We start from the raw sequence: 1,474 nt of genomic DNA, 5'->3' as shown, positions 1-1,474 counted from the left end.
GAGACTGTCCGATTTCCGGTGTAACCGGGTCTGACGGTTTCAGTTGGTGGTGCTCGGTGTGAGCCGTCCTTCGAAGGTGATCGCGAAGGCGTTGAGGGCGGCTTTCCACCGGATCACCCATCGTGCCCTGCCCCGTCCGGTCGGGTCGAGAGAACGGGTCACGAGGTAGAGACACTTCAACGCCGACTGCTCGGTCGGGAAGTGCCCTCGGGCCCGGACGGCCCGCCGGTAGCGGGCGTTGAGCGATTCGATCGCGTTGGTCGTGCAGATGATCTTGCGGATCTCGACGTCGTAGTCGAGGAACGGCACGAACTCGGCCCAGGCCTTGCGCCAGAGCGCGATGATGGCCGGGTAACGAGACCCCCAGGCCTCGGCGAACTCCTCGAACCGGGCCGCGGCGGCCGGCTCGGTTGGGGCCGTGTAGACGGGTTTCAGGTCCTTGGCGATCTTCTCCCAGTCATGCCGGCCGGCGTAGCGGAAACTGTTGCGCAGCAGGTGGATTACACAGGTCTGCACGGTCGTCAACGGCCACACGTTGCCCACCGAGTCGGGCAGCCCCTTCAGGCCGTCACAGACCAGGATCAGGACGTCGTCGACGCCACGGTTCTTGATCTCGGTCAGGACCTGCAGCCAGAACTTCGCCCCTTCGCCGCCGTCGCCGACCCACAGGCCGAGGATGTCACGTTCGCCGTTGACGGTGACGCCGATCGCGGCATAGACGGGTCGGTTGGTGACCTTCCCGTCGCGGATCTTCACCACGATCGCGTCGATGAAGATCACCGGGTAGACGCGGTCCAGTGGCCGGTTGGCCCAGTCGGTCATCTCCGCCACGACCTTCTCGGTGATGGTCGAGACCTGATCCTTCCCGACCGAGGCGCCGTAGACCTCAGCGAAGTGGGCTGATACCTCGCCGGTCGTCAAACCCCTTGCCGTCAAGGACAATACGATCTGGTCGATCGACTCCAGTCGGCGTTGACGCTTCCGCACGATCTGCGGCTCGAAGCTGCCGTCCCGGTCACGGGGAACCTCGATCTCGACCGGCCCGAGATCGGTCAGCACCGTCTTGGAGCGCTTCCCGTTGCGGGAGTTGCCACCGTCCCGGCCGGCGACCTGGTGGGCCTCGTAGCCGAGGTGCTCGACCATCTCGGCTTCCAGCGCGGTCTCCAACACCCGCTTCGTCAGTCCGGCCAGCAGGCCACCCGGGCCGATCAGGTCCAGACCCTGCGCCCGGGCCTGCTCGACCAGTTCCTCCGCCAACCGTTGCTGCTGCTCCTGATCGAGCAGCGACAGCGACACCGGCGAGGCTGCCGAAACCCCATCGGACTGCCCACCTGGATCGCTCTGCTCATCCCTGCTGTCATCCCCGTCCATGGCCATAGACGAGATCGTGTCCGACATGCCCAGCTCCAAACCGCCAAGCATCACGCTCGGCGTGTCGAGCCAGACCCAGTTACACCGTTAATCAGACAGTCCC

The 1,474-nt window shown here is 65.3% G+C and carries 1 protein-coding gene; it reads right to left on the bottom strand.

Annotation, left to right across the window (positions count from 1 at the left end; all coding sequences use genetic code 11):
• Positions 1-39: 39 nt before the first annotated feature.
• On the bottom strand, positions 40-1,371 hold the full coding sequence (locus ACIB24_RS22995) for an IS256 family transposase (RefSeq protein ID WP_398284552.1): 1,332 nt from the start codon (positions 1,369-1,371) through the stop codon (positions 40-42).
• Positions 1,372-1,474 lie beyond the last annotated feature (103 nt).

Source organism: Spongisporangium articulatum (assembly GCF_044465595.1).
GTDB classification, from domain to species: domain Bacteria; phylum Actinomycetota; class Actinomycetes; order Actinomycetales; family Kineosporiaceae; genus Spongisporangium; species Spongisporangium articulatum.
The sequence above is the reverse complement of the archived record's forward strand: the minus strand, read 5'-3'. Positions and strand labels throughout refer to the sequence as shown.